Genomic DNA, 15,262 nt, shown 5'->3' on the forward strand with positions numbered 1-15,262 from the left:
ATCTCCTGCGTTCTCGGGCATGTGCATTGTGTGCCGACCCGGCTCCCTCCGCCCAGCGCGAACGACCCGCGGACGCGGGGTCGTTCGCGCCCTGCGAGGCGCCGCCTCAAACGTCGAAGCGCACGCCCTGCGCCAGCGGCAGCGAGCGCGAGTAGTTGATGGTGTTGGTGGCGCGCCGCATGTAGTTGCGCCACGCATCCGAGCCCGACTCGCGCCCGCCACCGGTTTCCTTCTCGCCACCGAAGGCGCCGCCGATCTCGGCGCCCGAGGTGCCGATGTTGACGTTGGCAATGCCGCAGTCCGACCCGGCGGCCGAGAGGAATTGCTCGGTCTCGCGCAGGTCGTTGCCGAACACCGCGGAGGACAGGCCCTGCGGCACGTCGTTGTGCATCGCGATCGCGTCCTCGAAGCGCTCGTAGCCCATCACGTAGAGGATGGGCGCGAAGGTCTCGTGCCGCACGGTGGCGGTCTGCGAGGGCATCTCGACGATGGCCGGGCGCACGTAGTACGCGTCGGGCCAGGCCTCGGCGAGCGCGCGCTCGCCGCCGTGGACCTTGCCGCCCTCCTCGGCGGCCGCGCCCAGGGCCGACTGCATGGCCTCGAAGGCGGCACGGTCGATCAGCGGGCCCACCAGCGTGCCGGGCTCGCGCGGATCGCCGATGGGGAGCTTCTCGTAGGCCTTGCGCAGGCGGGCCACGAGGGTCTCGCGCACGCTCTCGTGCACGATCAGCCGGCGGGTGGTGGTGCAGCGCTGCCCGGCCGTGCCGGCAGCGGCGAAGAGAATGCCGCGCACCGCGAGGTCGAGGTCGGCCGAGGGCGTGACCACCACCGCGTTGTTGCCGCCCAGCTCCAGCAGGCAGCGGCCGAAGCGCCGCGCCACCCGCGGCCCGACCTCGCGGCCCATGCGCGTGCTGCCGGTGGCCGACACCAGCGCGACGCGCGGGTCGTCGACGATCGCCTCGCCGATCTTGCGCAGGCCGATCGCCACGCCGGACAGCCCGGCCGGCGCCTCGGCACCGAAGCGACGCGCCGCGCGCGCGAACAGGGCCTGGCAGGCCAGCGCGGTGAGCGGCGTCTTCTCGGACGGCTTCCACACCACCGAATCGCCGCAGACGATGGCCAGCGCGAAGTTCCACGACCACACCGCGACCGGAAAGTTGAAGGCGCTGATCACGCCGACCACGCCCAGCGGATGCCAGCTCTCCATCATGCGGTGGCCGGGCCGCTCCGACGCAATGGTCAGGCCGTGCAGCTGGCGCGACAGGCCGACCGCGAAGTCGCAGATGTCGATCATCTCCTGCACCTCGCCCAGGCCTTCGGTGAGGATCTTGCCGGCCTCCAGCGAGACCAGCGCGCCCAGCGCCTCCTTCTCGGCGCGCAGCTCCTCGCCCAGCAGGCGGACCAGCTCGCCGCGCCGCGGCGCCGGCACGCTGCGCCAGGCCAGGAAGGCGGATTGCGCCTCGCCGACCATGCGGGAAACGTCGTCCGCCGTGTGCACCGGGAGCTGGGCCAGCGCGCTGCCGTCGATGGGCGAGCGCACGGCGAGCGGGCCGCCGCGCAGCGCTTCGGCGGGCACGCCCAGGCGCTCGAGCAGGCTGTGGGTCTGGGTGGCGGGAGCAGTCATGTCGGGTCCTCGTGTCTCGATCCGTTGCGCGTCATTTTTCGATGGTCTTGTTCCAGCGCGCGTTCCACGCGGGGCGGTTCGCGTTGATGCTGTCCCAGTCGACCGTGACTGCATTCTTCATCCATTCGTTGATCTTCGCGACCTGCGCGCCCGCATCGCCGTTGGCCGGCGTCTTCGGGTTGGTCGGCAACTGGCTGCCGTACTGCAGCGCCGCGGCTTGCGCCTGCGGGCTGAGCAGGAACTCCGCCAGCTTCTGCGCCAGCTCCGGCTCGCTGTTGTTGGCGATCACGCACTGGCCGACGGTGAGCACCACGGAACCTTCCTTGGGCTGCGCGTACTCGACCGGAATGCCCTTCTCCTTGAGGGCCGCCACCGCGGTGGGCGTGAGCGGAAAGATCGCGGCCTCGCCGGTCTGCACCATCTCCGACAGCTTGGCGGAGCTCGGGATGTACTCCAGCACATTGGGCCCAATGGTCTTGGCCCAGGCATTGAAGCCGGGGTCGACGTTCTTGTCGTTGCCGCCCTGGATGCGGTTGAACATCAGGAAGCCGTGCAGGCCGAAGGAGGACGACGGCATCGACTGGAACACCACCTTGCCCTTGTACTTGGGGTCGGCCAGGTCCATCCACGAGGTGGGCGCGGCCCAGCCCTTGTCGGTGAACATCTTCCTGCTGTAGGCCAGCCCCGTCATGCCCAGGCTCACGCCGCTGGCCATGTCGCCCTTGAAGCGGGCCGCGGGATAGAGCCCGTCGAGCGCCGCGCTGGGCCGCTGCTTCTCGCACAGGCCCATGCCGATGGCGCGGTACATGATGCCGTCGTCGAGGAACATCACATGCATCTGCGGCTTGTCCTTGTTGGCCTGCGCCTTGGCCAGGATGTCGGAGGAGGTGCCCGGCACCACCACCACCTTGGCGCCGGTCTGCTTCTCGAACTCGGGGAAGACGTGCTGGGTGTACGTTTTCTCGAAGGTGCCGCCGTTCATGCCGATGTAGAGCGTCTTCGATTGGGCGAAGGCGGTGCCTGCGGCGAGCAGGGCCGCGAGCGCGGCGGCGAGGGAGGTGGGGCGGTTCATGGGAACTTCCTTTCAGCGTGCGACGGAGGTGGGTTGGGGACGGGGTGAAGGGTTCGGCGCATTGGCGGCCCGGGCTTCGGCTTCGCGCTCGAAGCGGTCGACCGCGAAGGCCTCGATGGGCGTGCGGCTGCGGCCGTGGCAAGCCAGCTCGGCCAGCACCTCGCCGGCGGCGGGGCCGATCTGGAAGCCGGCACCGGCAAAGCCGAAGCCGTGGATCAGGCCCGGCCTGCGCGGGCTCTCGCCGAGCACCGGCTGGCGGTCGGGCAGATAGCCCTCGGTGCCGCTCCAGGTGCGCAGGATGTGCGCATGGCGCAGCGTGGGCAGCAGCTCGATGGCCTGCCGGCAGATGCCGTCGATGGCGCCGCGCTCCACGCGCGCGCGCGCTTCGTCGAGCGCGAAGCCGGCGCCGCCGCCCATCACGACGTTGCCGCGCGCCACCTGCCGGCAGTAGATGCCGCCGCCTTCGACGCCCAGGCTCCAGTCCATGAAGACCGGCAGCGGCTCGGTCGCGGCCATGGCCGGATGGCCGGCGCGCAGCGGCAGCACGTCGCCGAACTGGGCGGCCAGCGGGCCGGCCCAGGCGCCCGCGCAGTTGAGCAGCACGGGCGCGCGCACTTCCAGGCCGGCCGCGACGCTGCGCAGCACGAAGCGCTGGCCGTCGTGCGCCGCTTCGTCGACGCGCGTGCGCTCCAGCACCTGCGCGCCGGCGCGCTCGGCGGCGCGCGCGAAGGCCGGCGACACCAGGCGCGGATTGGCCTGGCCGTCCTCCGGACAGAAGGAGCCGCCCAGGGCCTTCGCGCCCAGCCAGGAAGAGCGCTCGCGCAAGCGCGCGCCGCTGATCATCTCGAGGCCGAGGTCGAAGTCGCGGGTCTGCGCGCGGTAGTGTTCCAGCGCAGCAAGGTCGGCCTCGCTGCGCGCGATCTTGAAATGGCCGGAGCGCACGTACTCGCCCTCGGTGCCGATGGTCCTGGCCAGTTCGCCCCAGATGCGGTGCGCGCGCTGCGCGAGCGGCAGCTGGCTGACCGGCCGGCCCTGCCGGCGCACGCCGCCGAAGTTCACGCCGCTGGAACGCGAGCCGCACAGGTCGCGCTCCAGCAGCACCACCTGCCGGCCCATGCGGCGCAGCGCCAGCGCCGCGGAGGCGCCGACGATGCCGCCGCCGACGATGGCCACGTCGCAGTCGATGCGCCGCGTCATGAGGGCTGGCCCTCCTGCGCGGCGGCCAGCTGCATCGGGATCGGCTTGATGGGCGCCTGGCCGCGCAGCCGCCCGACCTGCGGCAGTGGCTGGCCGCTGGCATGCGCCAGCAGCTCGGCCGCCGCCACGCCGCACATGCGGCCCTGGCAGCGGCCCATGCCGACGCGGCACAGGGCCTTCAGGCGGTTGATCTCGTCGGCGCCCGCCTCGCGCACGGTCTGGCGCAGGGTGCCGGCCGTGACGTTCTCGCAGCGGCAGACGACCAGCTCGTCCGGCGCGTGCGAGGCCCAGTCCTGCGGAAAGGGGAAGGCCCGCTCCAGGCCCGCGCGAAAGCCCGCGATGCGGGCCAGCTTGCGCTCGAGCGCCTGCGCGCGCCCGGCATCGACCGGCATGCCGCGGTCCTGCAGCAACGCCAGCGCGGCGCGCTCGCCGGCCCATTCGGCGGCATCGGCGCCCAGGATGCCCGCGCCGTCGCCGGCCAGGTAGACACCGGCCACGCTGCTGCGGCCGGCGGCATCGCGCTCGGGCAGGTGCGCGCGGTGCAGCGGCGCGTAGGCAAAGCGGCAGCCGAGCAGGTCTGCCAGCTGAGTCTCGGAGCGCAAGGCATAGCCGAAGCCCACCGCATCGGCCTCGAGCGTGCGCTCGGCGCGGCCGTCTTGCCAGGCCACGCCTTCGACCCGATCCGTGCCCAGCACGCGCAGCGGCCGCACGCCGCCGTGCAGCGCCACGCCGTGGGCGCGCAGCCAGCCCACGTAGTAGAGGCCCTTGAGCAGCACGGCGGGCTGAGCGGCCATGGCCGGCAGCGCCGCGCACTGGTCCGCGAAGCGTGCGGTGTCGAGCACGGCCGCGACCTGCGCGCCGGCCTTGGCGTACTGGTAGGCGACCAGGTAGAGCAAGGGCCCGGTGCCCATGAACACCACGCGCCGGCCGATCGCACAGGCCTGGAACTTCAGGGCCACCTGCGCGCCGCCCAGCGTGTAGACGCCGGGGAGCGTCCAGCCCGGCAGCGGCAGCACGCGGTCGGTGGCGCCGGTGGCGACGATCAGCCCGGCGAAGGACACGCCGCGCGTGCGCTGGGTGGGACCGTGCATCACGTCGAGCCGGTTGTCCTGCACGTTCCAGACGAGGCTGTCGGGGTGGTGCTCGACCTGCCCGCTCAGCGCGTCGAAGGCCTGGTGCAGCGCGTCGGCGCGCCCGGCCTCGAAGCCGTAGAGCGTGCGGCTGCTGCGGCCGAACTGCGGCGGCTGGCGGCGGTAGACCTGCCCGCCGGCGCGCGCGGCCTCGTCGATGACGACCGGCCGCAGGCCATGGGCCGCCAGCGTTTGCGCGGCGCGGACGCCGGCCGGGCCGGCACCGACGATGACCGGCGGGAGCGCCTCTCGCGTCATGCCGCTCATGGAAGCATCTTCGCGCCGGGCGCGAACGGAGCGAGCCGAACCGCAAGCAACGCCGACACCGAAAGCCTCATGCCGCCACCTCGGTGACCAGGCACATGCCGGCCTGCACGAAGGTCGAGCAGGCCCGCAGGCGCGCGCCCTCCCCCGTCTGCACCCAGCAGTCCTGGCAGGCGCCCATCATGCAGAAGCCGGCGCGCGGGGCGCCGCTGAATTCGTTGCGGCGCAGCTGCCCGGCATGGGTCAGCACCGCGGTGAGCACGGTGTCGCCCGCCAGCGCGGTGCAGGGCACGCCGTCGAGCGTGAAGGGGATCGGCTCGCGCGCCGTCTCGGCCACGCGGCGCAGCAGCGGCGCGGCCGCCGCGATGGGTCTTGCCGATGTCATGTGCGGCCCACCAGAACGCGGTCCAACCCGTACACCCGGTCGAGCAGCAGCATCGCGGCCGCCGTGACGGCAATCATCAAGGCCGAGACGGCAGCCATCAGCGGGTCGATGGATTCCGTCGCGTACATGTACATGCGAACCGGCAGCGTCACCGTCGAGGGCGCGGTGACGAAGATGGACATCGTGACCTCGTCGAAGCTGTTGATGAAGCCCAGCATCCAGCCGCCGGTCACGCCCGGCAGGATCATCGGCAGCGTGATGCGCCGGAACACCGTGGCCTGGCCGGCGCCGAGCGACAGCGCGGCCTGCTCGGCGCTGCGGTCGAAGCCCACCAGCGCCGCCAGCACCAGCCGCAGCGTGTAGGGCGTGACGATCACCGTGTGCGCCAGCACCAGCCAGCCGAAGCTGCCGGTGCCGCCGACCAGCGCGAACATGCGCAGCATCGCCACGCCCAGCACAAGGTGCGGAATGATCAGCGGCGACAGGAACAGCGCGTTGAGGAAGTCCCGGCCCGGAAAGCGATGGCGCGTGATCGCGATGGCCGCCGGCACGGCGAGCACGGTGGCCAGCGTGGCAGAGCACAGCGCCAGCCGCAGGCTGTTCCAGAACGATGACATGAAGTCCGAGTGCGCGAACACCGCGCGAAACCAGCGCAGCGAGAACTCGGTGGTCGGGATGGTGAGCGTGTTGTGCGGCGTGAAGGCGACCACGCACACCACCAGCAGCGGTGCCAGCATGAAGCCGATGACGAGCGCGTTGAACGCGAGGGCGATGGGTCCGTTGTTGCGCATTCCGATCACCCCAGCGCTTTCTTGTACCGGCCTTCGACCACGCGGTTGAGGCTGAGCATGACGACCAGGTTGGCCGCCAGCAGCACCAGCGCCACGGTGGCGCCGAGCGGCCAGTTGAGCTCGTGCAGGTACTCGTCGTAGACCACGGTGGCGACCATCTTCAGCCGCCGGCCGCCGAGCAGTCCCGGGATGGCAAAGGAGCTCGCGCTCAGGCCGAAGACGATCAGGCTGCCGGAAAGCACCCCGGGCATCACCTGCGGCAGCACCACGCGCCGCAGCGTCGCAAAGGGCGAGGCGCCCAGCGACAGGGCCGCGTTCTCCACGCCGGCATCGAGCTTCTGCAGCGAGGTCCACACGGCGATGACCATGAAGGGCATCATCACGTGCACCAGCGCCACGACGACGGCGATCTCGGTGTAGAGCATCTTCACCGGGCCGATGCCGAGGGCACGCAGCAGCCCGTTGACCAGCCCCTCGGGGCCCAGCAGCATGCTCCAGCCGAAGGCCCGCACGACCACCGAGACCAGCAGCGGCGCCAGCACCACCAGCAGCAGCACCGCGCGCCACGGATTGCGCATCCGGCTGAGCACGTAGGCCTCGGGCGCACCGACGGCCACGCAGATCAGCGTGACCAGCATGGAGATCCAGAAGGTGCGCCAGAAGATGGCGAGGTAGTAGTCGTCGCTGAAGACGTGCGCGTAGTGCAGGAGCGTGTACTGGCCGGCCTTGACCCCCGTGGCCGTGTCGTAGACGTTGAAGGACAGCACGGCGGTCAGCAGGAGCGGGGCCAGCAGCAGCGTGGCGAACAGCAGGAAGGCCGGCGCCGTGAGCAGCCAGGGCACCGCGTGGCGCGCCGGAGCAGGCGCGGGCATGGGCGAAGGCATGGGCGGGGCCGCCAGATCGACACTCATGCCGACGCCTCCCGGGCAGCCGGCACCTCGCCGGGCAGGAGGCGCGCGCAGTGGTCGGGCCAGTCGATCGCGGCGGCGTCGCCCACGGCCAGCGATTCGCGCCCGTCGTTCGGGCACAGCACGGTCCAGTCGCCGGCATCGGTCGACAGGCGGTAGAGCCACTGGCTGCCGAGGAAGAAGCGCTCCTGCACCTCGCCGTCCATCCGGCCCTGGCCGCGGGGCCGCAACTGCAGCTTCTCGGGCCGCACGCTGAACAGCGCGGCGGCGCCCGGCGCGAAGTCGGCCGGGTCGTCGACCGCCACGTCCAGACGCAGCGGGCCCAGCGTCACGCCCACCAGCGCGCCGGTTTCGCGCACGCGCGCATCGAGCAGGTTGGCCTTGCCCACGAAGGTGGAGATGAAGCGCGTGCGCGGATGCTCGTACACACGCTGCGGCTCGTCGACCTGCGTCACCACGCCGGCCTGCATCACGACCACGCGGTCGCTCACCGACATGGCCTCGCTCTGGTCGTGCGTGACCATCACCGTGGTGGTGCCGACCTTGCGCTGGATCTGGCGCAGCTCGAACTGCATTTCCTCGCGCAGCTTGGCATCGAGGTTGGACAGGGGCTCGTCGAGCAGCAGCACCGGCGGCTCGATGACCAACGCGCGCGCCAGGGCCACGCGCTGGCGCTGGCCGCCGGAGAGCTCGCGCGGGTAGCGCTGCGCGTGGGCATCCAGATGCACCAGCGACAGCGCCCTGCGCACCCGCTCCTGCCGCTCGGCACGCGGGCGCTTGCGCATCTCCAGGCCGAAGCTCACGTTGTCGGCCACGGTCATGTGCGGGAACAGCGCGTAGCTCTGGAACACGATGCCCAGGCCGCGGCTGTTGGCCTTGGCCCGCGTGATGTCGCGCCCGGCCAGCGTGATGGTGCCGCTGCTCACCGGCTCGAAGCCGGCCACCATCTGCAGCGTGGTGGTCTTGCCGCAGCCCGAGGGGCCGAGCAACGAGACGAACTCGCCCTGCTCCACCGACAGGTTCATGGCCGACACGGCGCAGGTGCTGCCGTAGAACTTGCTGACGTCGCGCAGGCTGAGAAATGACACGGGCACTCCTGATTCGAAAGCGGCGCCCACGGTATCGGCGCGCCGCCGAAGCGGGGCCGGCCGCGCTTTGTTGCGGGCCGGTGCGTTCCACTCTATTGCAACAAGCAAGCCATCTTGCGCAGGGTATTCCATTAAACGGACTTTTTCTTCCAATTATTCCGTTCAATGGAATCATTAGGGCGTACAGTGCGTTGAAGATTTCGAAGAGAGCAAGACATGACGACTTCCGAAACCGCGACCGGTGCCGTTCCCCGCCTGTTCGCCCTGCTGCGTGCCCTGGCGGATGCCCCATCCGAGGGCAGCCGCGTCACCCAATTGGCCAAGAGCGTCGGCTTGACGCAAGCCACGGTGCACCGGCTGCTGCAGTCGCTGGTGGCCGAAGGCATGGTCGAGCAGGACCCGCGCAGCAAGCTCTATCGGCTGGGCGTGGACTTCTTCGCGCTGGCCGCGCGCGCCGGCAATCCGGGCGACCTGCGCACCCTGTGCCGGCCGGCCCTGCTGCGCCTGTGCGGCAGCCTGGGCGACACCATCTTCCTGCTGGTGCGCAGCGGCTTCGACGCGGTCTGCCTGGACCGCAGCGAAGGCCCCTTCCCCATCCGCTCCTTCAGCGGCGACATCGGCGGGCGCATCGCGCTGGGCGTGGGCCAGGGCGCCATGGCCATCCTCGCCTTCCTGCCCGAGGCCGAGCGCGAGGAGGTGATTCGCTTCAACCTCTCGCGGGTGCGCGAATACGGCGTCTTCGACGAGGTGTACCTGCGCACCGAGATCGAGCAGGTGCGCAAGTCGGGCTACGCGGGGCGCAACACCGGCCTGCTCGAAGGCATGGCCGGCGTCGCGGTGCCGATCCTCGACCGCGAGGGCCGGGCCGTGGCCGCCCTCAGCGTGGGGACCATCTCCGACCGCCTGAGCCCGGAGCGCATGCCTACGGTGGTGTCGCTGCTCAAGCGAGAAGCCGAGGCGATCGGACCGAAGATCCACCCCTTCGACTCGACCCTGCGGCGGCCGGCGCAGCGCTTGTCGGGCGCGGCGACGTAGCGCGTCTCGCAGGCGGCGACAAGCCGCCGGGCTGTCGCCTTGCCGAGACGCGCTCAGCCATCCGCTTCCCCCGCAGGAAGCGCGGCGCCCATCATCTGCCGATACCACGCGTGGAAGTGCCACATGCCGTCTTCCAGCGGTGACTGATAGGGCCCCACTTCCGAGACGCCACGCTCGCGCAGCGCGCGGCGGCCCGCGTCCATGCGCTCGCCGATTTCGTCGTCTTCCCGCGCGGTTTCCATGTAGGCCGCACGCTGCGCCTCGACGAAGCCGCGTTCGAAGGCGGCGATCTCCTCCGGGTAGTAGAACTCGACGACGTTGACCGTTTCCTGCGGCCCCTTCGGATGGAGCGTGGACAGCACCAGGACGTGCGGATAGAGCTCGATCATGTGGGTGGGGAAATAGGTCACCCAGACCGCGCCGAAGTCGGGTGCGGCGCCGGTGCGGTAGTCCAGCAGGCGCTCGTGCCAGGTGCGATAGACCTCCGTCCCCGGCTGGCCGAGTGCCTGGTGCACGCCGACGCGCTGCATGCTGTACCAGTCGGCGAAGTCCCAGTGCAGTTCGCTGCAGCTGACGAACGCGCCGAGGCCCGGGTGGAAGGGCGCGACGTGGTAGTCCTCCAGGTACACCTCGATGAAGGTCTTCCAGTTGTAGTGGCAGGGATGCACCTCGACGTGGTCCAGCACGTAGTCCGAGAAATCGAACTCGGGGCGTGCAAACAGCGCCGCCATGTCACGGGCCGGATCGCGCACGCCCTCGAACAGCAGGCCGTGGCAGTTGCGCAGCGCGAAGCGCTGCAGGTTCTTGCAGGGCTTTTGCTCGAACTGCGGAGCGCCCAGCAGATGGCCGCGGTCGTCGTAGGTCCACCGGTGCAGCGGGCAGACGATGCGGCCCCCGGTCGAGCGCAGGTTGCCGCTGGGGTTGGCCAGCCCGCGCACGTCGCCGGTCTCGCCGCCGAGGATCAGCGCTTGCCGGTGGCGGCAGACGTTGGACATGAGCTCCACTCCCCCGGCATGGCGCACCAGCACGCGCCCGCCGCCCTCCTGCGCGAGGCGGCGCCAGTCGCCGATCTGCGGGACGGTCTTCTCGTGACCCACGTAGCGGGACGAGCAATCGAAGATCAGCTCGCGCTCGCGAGCGAACAGCGCCTCGTCGAAATAGGCATCCACCGGCAACTGCGTGGACGCCGGCAGGACATGCGAAAGGCGTGCGACATCGTTCATCGGATTCTCCAGGGCGTGACGGGACGCGCCGGCCCGAGCCGGCATCGCACCGCGGAAAAGGGATCAGGAATCGGCCAGCAGGCGGGCGATTCGCGTGTCGAGCGGGAGCTTGGGACAGGTGCTGCACTTCTCGCCGTCGCGGCGGCGGAAGTGGTGGCAGCAGACCTTCCGGTCGAGCGCGAGCGCGGGCGTGCCGTCGCGCGCGCGGTAGGCCAGGAAGCCGCAGCCGCCGGCGATGCCCAGGCGCGCGAGCCAGGCTGCGCCCAGTGCGGCGAGCTCGTGGTCGCTGCATGCGGGCGCATGGCGATGCACCCGCAGCAGGGCGCCGAGCACGCATTCGGCCTGCAGGCGATCGGCTGCGCGCAGATGCAGCGCGACGCAGTCCGCGAGTGCCGCGCGCATCGAATCGCAGAATGCGCGCAGCTCGGTGGCTGCGGCATCCATGCGCTCGGAAGGACTTGCGGCGACCGGCGCGTGCGCGGGCAATTGAAAGCCGCTCGGAAATCCCTCGGCCACCGGCTGCGCCAGGCCGGCAAGGTGCGGCACATGCGTGTCCAGCTGCGCGGCGATCACGCTCAGGTACACCGGCTGCCAGATCGCGAGTCCCCAGCAACGCAGCGCCAGGTAGTGCGCGCCGGCCTCGGGATGCGCCGCGGCCCAGTGGCGGCAGAGCGCTCGCAGGGCCGCTTCGTCGCCGCAGCGCAGCGCGCCGGGCAGCGCTTGCGTGCCCTGCGTGCCGCACAAGCCGGGAACGACCTGCTGCACCAGGCCCAGCATGCGGGCGAGGTCCGGGTCGGGTGCGACGGACGACGCCAGCATGCGCAGGATCACGCCACGCTTTCGGCCATCGCAGCCGCTTGCGCCGCTGCCGCGGGACGGCGGCGGAACCTGGCGATGGGATTGACCAGGTTGCCCGCCATCTTCAGGCTGGAGGCCGGGTCGGACAGGTTCACCATCTGCACGTTGTTGCCGAGCTGCAGGCGGTTCAGGCAGGAATGCAGGAACTCGGGCACGAACATGTCGTAGTGCGCGTACTTGTCGGCGCGCTCCGGATGCGCGTCCTGGTAGTCGTGCACGCAGTCGGCCACGGCGCGCCAGAACTCGTCCTGCGTGCAGCAGCCGTTCTCCACCAGCACCTGGTTGACGTGGCGCAGCACGCCGTCGAACACGTCGATGAAGATGCCCAGCAGCTTGAAGTGGTCCGGCACATCCACCGCGATGCGGTCGACGCGCTCCGGCAGCCGCGTCTTGGCCGCGAGGTCGAGGATGGCGCACTCCTCGGCAATGTCCTTCATGATGGCGCGCACCGGCACGTGGCCGGAGAGCACCAGGATCAGGTTCTCGCCGTGCGGCATGAAGGTCAGGTCGTGCGCGTAGAAGCAGTGCAGCAGCGGTGTCAGATAGGCCTGGAGGTAGCGGCCCAGCCAGGCCGTGGTGCCGAGGCCGGAGAGGCGGATCAGCTCGGGCAGCAGCGCATGCCCGTCCTTGTCGACGTGCAGCAGCGCAGCCATGGTCATCAGCCGCTCGCCCGGCTGCAGCAGCGACAGCGGGCTTTCGCGCCACAGGGCCGAGAACATCTTCTTGTAGGGCGTGTCGACCGGGATCGCCGCCTCGTAGTAGTGGTTGCGGAACCCCATGGACGCGACTTCCTGCAGGATGGTGAATCCGTTGGCGCGCAGGAATTCGTCCTCCGACACCAGCCTCTTGATGAACTCGTTGATGGCCGGCGTGCCCGACATGTAATAGGGCGACAGGCCGCGCATGAAGCCCATGTTCAGGATCGACAGCGAGGTCTTCACGTAGCGCTTGGAGCGGTCGCTGGTGTTGAAGAAGGTCCGGATGGACTGCTGGGCGATGTAGCGGTCGTCGCCGTAGTCCAGGCAGACGATCTTGCGCTGCGCCACGTAGCCGGCGAAGGCGATCGACAGCTTGTTGAACCACTGCCACGGATGCGCGGGCATGAAGTAGTAGTCGGCCGGCTCGACGCCCAGCGCCTGCAGCCGGGCCGTGAAGCGCTCGACCGTCGCGGCGCCCAGCTCCTCGGCCAGCAGCTGTTCGTAGCTCAGCGTGGAGATGCTGGCGAAGGCGGCGTTGTCCTTGTGCACGGCCAGCCAGATCACGCGGATTTCCGAGCCGGACTCCGGCGCATAGGCGCGGTAGTCGACCGCGTTGAAGCCCAGCCGCCCGTTGTTGGCGACAAAGCCCGGGTGGCCTTCGATCATGCCGACCTCGATGGCCTGGAAGTCGGTGGCTTCGGCGAGCTGGGCGCTGCCGGGCGCATCGGCCTTCATGCGCTTGAACGCGCTGCCGAACAGGGTACTGCTGATCTCGTCGAGGTAGATCGGCAGCAGGTCTTCGCGAAGGCCCAGGCGCCGGCGGCATTCGATGATGAACTGCAGCGCGTCGAGCGGCGCTTCGGCACCGTCCACCAGCTTGCGGATGGACGCCGGCTTGATGTGCCAGTGGCGCAGCGCCAGGCGCTGCGCCTCGAACAGGTAGCGCACGGCGCCGTCGTCCGACAGCACCTGGTAGAGCGCGAAGTCGCCGGTGGTCGGCGCCAGTTGCTCGGGTTCCACGATCAGCTCGTGGGCGTATTCGGCGATCGCCTTGCGCAGCAGGAGGCGATTGGCATCGGCCCAGACTTGCGGCGTCAGGTGCGCGGCGGCCTCGGCCGGGTGTTGCGAAAGCTGGTGTGCGAGGGTGACGTTCATGGATGGATTTCCTCGAGGGTGGCGGCCGTGGCCTGTTCAAAATCTCGCCGGGTGCAAAAGGCGAGGCTGGCGATCTTCTCGGCGAAGACGACATCGCGGTCGTAGACGAAGCCTGCCGACCGGTTCAGTGCATGAATCCTGTGGTTGGTGGCGTCCGGCTCCACCACGATGCGCTGCGCGCCGAGGTGGGCGAACATGAAGCGCATCAGTGCATGGAACACGGCACGCGTGAAGCCGCGAATGCGCACGTCGGGGGGCCCGACGAAGACATGCATGCCCAGGTCGCCGGGCCGCACGTCGTAGAAAGCGCGGATGCGGTCGTGGGCCGGGTCGTAGCACTCGGCCAGGAAGGCGGGCCGGCCTTCATGCAGGCCGACGTAGGCGGTGGCCGTGCCGGATTCCATCATGGCGCGGTAGGCCTCGCGGACTTCCTCCTCGGTCTTGTCCTGCATCAGCCAGAAGGCGGCACGCTCCTGCGTGAACCAGCGGTGCAGCATCGGCACGTCTTGCGGAATGCGAAGCAGGCGGAACACGAAGCCGTCCGCATCGCGGTAGGAGGCGAGCGCGGCTTCGCCGCGGCGGTGCGGGGTGTCAGCTCGCATGGGCGGGCGCCTCCAGCGCGGGCTTCTCCCCTGCCCCGCCCGCCTCGCCCAGGTGGCCGGCGCTCGGCACCTGCAGGATCAGCCGGTCCAGCAGCGCCGTGAGCACGAAGCCGCCGGCCGCGAGCAGGAAGGGCACCTGCAGCCCGTAGCGATCGACGATGGCGCCGGCCGCGAAGGAGGACAGCAGCACGCCCAGGTTCTGGAAGAAGTTGGTGATGCTGTAGTCGTGCGCATAGCGCTGCGGCGTCGAGAGCCGGAACAGGTTGACCTCGAGCTTGACGATGATCTGGAACAGCGCCCACCCGTAGAGCACGCGGCCCGCCACGACCAGCAGCGGATCGGGCGCCGCGTGCAGCAGCAGGCCGACGGTGCCCAGCAGCAGATTGCCCACCGTGTGGTCGGGCAGCCGGCCGCCGCGGGCGCGGATGCGGGCATGCAGGCGCAGCGCCACGATGGCCACCACGCCGGGGATGGCGAAGGCCATGCCCGAGACCAGCTCGCTGTCGTCGCCCGAGATCTTCTGCCAGTAGACCGAGAAGAAGGGCCGGATCAGGTAGGCGCTGAAGTCGAACAGCAGCATCACGAGCGCCAGGCGCAGGATCGGCAGCCGCTCGCGCAGGCGCGGACGCGGCGCGTTCTCGGCCGCCTGTGCATGCGGGCCGCTGTTGACGCGCACGATCTTGCCGCTGCGGATCAGGTAGATGCAGACCGCCATCTGGAAGAAGTCGCCTGCGGCCATGGCATGGATGCTGGCGCGCGGTCCCCAGGCCTGCAGCACCAGGCCGCCCACCACGGCGCCGAAGATGGCGCCGAAGTGCACCACGACCGACAGCACGCCGATGGTGGCCGCGTGCTGCTCCTTGGGGGTGAGCCGCATCATGTACGGGTACATCAGCAGGTAGCTGCTCTTGCACATGAACATGAGCATCGACAGCACCCAGTACGTCGTCACGTCCGGCGCCCGGTCGCTCAGCAGGCTGAAGGTGCCGGCGGCGAACTGCGTATAGACCAGCAGGCGCAGCGGCTCGACGCGCCGTGCCACGCGGGCCCAGATCGGCAGGGTGCACATCACGGCGACCGAGATGGCCGCCACGTAGGCGCCGACGTGGACCGCGCTGTCCAGCCCGAAGCGCTCGCTGAAGAACTGCGGATAGAAGGGGATCAGGATGGCGTCGCTGATGACGGCCAGCACCGTCATGGTGATGATGTGGGCTCGGAGGTTCATGGGCGCG

General features: G+C 70.2%; 14 protein-coding genes. 1 reads left to right on the plus strand and 13 read right to left on the minus strand.

Features of this window, described 5'->3' with window-relative positions:
• Positions 1-106: 106 nt before the first annotated feature.
• From amaB to AC3A6Y_RS26965, 8 genes are all read right to left on the minus strand, one after another.
• Positions 107-1,624 (minus strand): L-piperidine-6-carboxylate dehydrogenase, encoded by a 1,518-nt coding sequence (amaB, locus tag AC3A6Y_RS26930; protein ID WP_487871307.1) that lies wholly within the window; start codon positions 1,622-1,624, stop codon positions 107-109.
• A 31-nt stretch (positions 1,625-1,655) separates the two neighbouring features.
• Positions 1,656-2,696: an ABC transporter substrate-binding protein gene (locus tag AC3A6Y_RS26935; RefSeq protein WP_487871308.1), complete on the minus strand. Its 1,041-nt coding sequence runs from the start codon at positions 2,694-2,696 to the stop codon at positions 1,656-1,658.
• 12 nt (positions 2,697-2,708) lie between these two features.
• Positions 2,709-3,893 (minus strand): NAD(P)/FAD-dependent oxidoreductase, encoded by a 1,185-nt coding sequence (locus AC3A6Y_RS26940; protein WP_487871309.1) that lies wholly within the window; start codon positions 3,891-3,893, stop codon positions 2,709-2,711.
• Positions 3,890-5,281, minus strand: coding sequence for an FAD/NAD(P)-dependent oxidoreductase (locus AC3A6Y_RS26945; RefSeq protein ID WP_487871412.1), 1,392 nt, complete (start codon positions 5,279-5,281; stop codon positions 3,890-3,892). The genes AC3A6Y_RS26940 and AC3A6Y_RS26945 overlap by 4 nt, the downstream gene beginning before the upstream one ends.
• Positions 5,282-5,357: 76 nt before the next feature.
• On the minus strand, positions 5,358-5,672 hold the full coding sequence (locus AC3A6Y_RS26950) for a (2Fe-2S)-binding protein (RefSeq protein ID WP_487871310.1): 315 nt from the start codon (positions 5,670-5,672) through the stop codon (positions 5,358-5,360).
• Positions 5,669-6,463 (minus strand): ABC transporter permease, encoded by a 795-nt coding sequence (locus AC3A6Y_RS26955; RefSeq protein ID WP_487871311.1) that lies wholly within the window; start codon positions 6,461-6,463, stop codon positions 5,669-5,671. Before AC3A6Y_RS26955 ends, AC3A6Y_RS26950 begins: the two co-directional genes overlap by 4 nt.
• Before the next feature lie 5 nt (positions 6,464-6,468).
• Positions 6,469-7,374 (minus strand): ABC transporter permease, encoded by a 906-nt coding sequence (locus AC3A6Y_RS26960; protein ID WP_487871312.1) that lies wholly within the window; start codon positions 7,372-7,374, stop codon positions 6,469-6,471.
• Complete coding sequence (locus tag AC3A6Y_RS26965) at positions 7,371-8,459, minus strand: ABC transporter ATP-binding protein (RefSeq protein WP_487871313.1); 1,089 nt, start codon at positions 8,457-8,459, stop codon at positions 7,371-7,373. The genes AC3A6Y_RS26960 and AC3A6Y_RS26965 overlap by 4 nt, the downstream gene beginning before the upstream one ends.
• A gap of 216 nt (positions 8,460-8,675) precedes the next feature.
• Between AC3A6Y_RS26965 and AC3A6Y_RS26970 the strand changes: the two genes are divergently transcribed.
• Entirely contained in the window at positions 8,676-9,494 is an 819-nt protein-coding gene (locus AC3A6Y_RS26970) for an IclR family transcriptional regulator (RefSeq protein WP_487871314.1), read from the plus strand.
• Between the two features lie 53 nt (positions 9,495-9,547).
• Here AC3A6Y_RS26970 and AC3A6Y_RS26975 read toward each other — a convergent pair whose 3' ends face one another.
• From AC3A6Y_RS26975 to AC3A6Y_RS26995, 5 genes are all read right to left on the minus strand, one after another.
• Entirely contained in the window at positions 9,548-10,717 is a 1,170-nt protein-coding gene (locus tag AC3A6Y_RS26975) for an aromatic ring-hydroxylating oxygenase subunit alpha (protein WP_487871315.1), read from the minus strand.
• Between the two features lie 63 nt (positions 10,718-10,780).
• A complete protein-coding gene (locus tag AC3A6Y_RS26980) occupies positions 10,781-11,548 on the minus strand; it encodes a siderophore ferric iron reductase (RefSeq protein WP_487871316.1) in 768 nt (255 codons plus the stop codon).
• Positions 11,545-13,428, minus strand: a complete 1,884-nt coding sequence (locus AC3A6Y_RS26985; RefSeq protein WP_487871317.1) for an IucA/IucC family protein — start codon at positions 13,426-13,428, stop codon at positions 11,545-11,547. Before AC3A6Y_RS26985 ends, AC3A6Y_RS26980 begins: the two co-directional genes overlap by 4 nt.
• A complete protein-coding gene (locus AC3A6Y_RS26990; protein WP_487871318.1) occupies positions 13,425-14,030 on the minus strand; it encodes a GNAT family N-acetyltransferase in 606 nt (201 codons plus the stop codon). Before AC3A6Y_RS26990 ends, AC3A6Y_RS26985 begins: the two co-directional genes overlap by 4 nt.
• On the minus strand, positions 14,020-15,255 hold the full coding sequence (locus AC3A6Y_RS26995) for an MFS transporter (RefSeq protein ID WP_487871319.1): 1,236 nt from the start codon (positions 15,253-15,255) through the stop codon (positions 14,020-14,022). The genes AC3A6Y_RS26990 and AC3A6Y_RS26995 overlap by 11 nt, the downstream gene beginning before the upstream one ends.
• Between the last annotated feature and the right edge of the window lie 7 nt (positions 15,256-15,262).

Source organism: Variovorax sp. Soil_C_17 (genome assembly GCF_057657265.1).

Excerpts from the sequence above, each read along its gene's own strand:
- amaB (WP_487871307.1), bottom strand. The coding sequence starts at position 1,624 with ATGACTGCTCCCGCCACCCAGACCCACAGCCTGCTCGAGCGCCTGGGC.
- AC3A6Y_RS26935 (WP_487871308.1), bottom strand. The coding sequence starts at position 2,696 with ATGAACCGCCCCACCTCCCTCGCCGCCGCGCTCGCGGCCCTGCTCGCC.
- AC3A6Y_RS26940 (WP_487871309.1), bottom strand. The coding sequence starts at position 3,893 with ATGACGCGGCGCATCGACTGCGACGTGGCCATCGTCGGCGGCGGCATC.
- AC3A6Y_RS26945 (WP_487871412.1), bottom strand. The coding sequence starts at position 5,281 with ATGACGCGAGAGGCGCTCCCGCCGGTCATCGTCGGTGCCGGCCCGGCC.
- AC3A6Y_RS26950 (WP_487871310.1), bottom strand. The coding sequence starts at position 5,672 with ATGACATCGGCAAGACCCATCGCGGCGGCCGCGCCGCTGCTGCGCCGC.
- AC3A6Y_RS26955 (WP_487871311.1), bottom strand. The coding sequence starts at position 6,463 with ATGCGCAACAACGGACCCATCGCCCTCGCGTTCAACGCGCTCGTCATC.
- AC3A6Y_RS26960 (WP_487871312.1), bottom strand. The coding sequence starts at position 7,374 with ATGAGTGTCGATCTGGCGGCCCCGCCCATGCCTTCGCCCATGCCCGCG.
- AC3A6Y_RS26970 (WP_487871314.1), top strand. The coding sequence starts at position 8,676 with ATGACGACTTCCGAAACCGCGACCGGTGCCGTTCCCCGCCTGTTCGCC.
- AC3A6Y_RS26975 (WP_487871315.1), bottom strand. The coding sequence starts at position 10,717 with ATGAACGATGTCGCACGCCTTTCGCATGTCCTGCCGGCGTCCACGCAG.
- AC3A6Y_RS26985 (WP_487871317.1), bottom strand. The coding sequence starts at position 13,428 with ATGAACGTCACCCTCGCACACCAGCTTTCGCAACACCCGGCCGAGGCC.
- AC3A6Y_RS26990 (WP_487871318.1), bottom strand. The coding sequence starts at position 14,030 with ATGCGAGCTGACACCCCGCACCGCCGCGGCGAAGCCGCGCTCGCCTCC.
- AC3A6Y_RS26995 (WP_487871319.1), bottom strand. The coding sequence starts at position 15,255 with ATGAACCTCCGAGCCCACATCATCACCATGACGGTGCTGGCCGTCATC.